Below are 251 nucleotides of genomic sequence, written 5' to 3'. Positions count from 1 at the left end.
GGTTCCCTCCTACTTGGACTCGTTGACAAAGGACATGTAGCCGTTTTCCTCCAGCCAGCGGGCCTGATCGTAAGGGAGGCGGAAGCCCTCCCAGGAGGGGGCGGGGCCCTCCACCCAGTCCGGGGTCTCCCCGGGGTCTGGGGCCCTCCGCCCCTGGAGGCCAAAGAGGTAGTAGAGGGCGTAGTAGCCCCCCTCCCCCGCGAGGACCAACCCCTCCCCCACCCCGTCCACCAGCACCTTCAGGGCCTTGG

At 68.5% G+C, this 251-nt stretch carries 1 protein-coding gene; it reads right to left on the bottom strand.

From position 1 onward, the window contains the following. Positions 1 to 9 precede the first annotated feature (9 nt). Positions 10 to 251 (bottom strand): hypothetical protein (locus L9G74_RS21435; protein WP_238898841.1); only part of this gene is annotated, 242 nt, incomplete at its 5' end.

The organism is Shewanella electrica (assembly GCF_022321485.1).
Lineage (GTDB): Bacteria > Pseudomonadota > Gammaproteobacteria > Enterobacterales > Shewanellaceae > Shewanella > Shewanella electrica.
The sequence above is the reverse complement of the archived record's forward strand: the minus strand, read 5'-3'. Positions and strand labels throughout refer to the sequence as shown.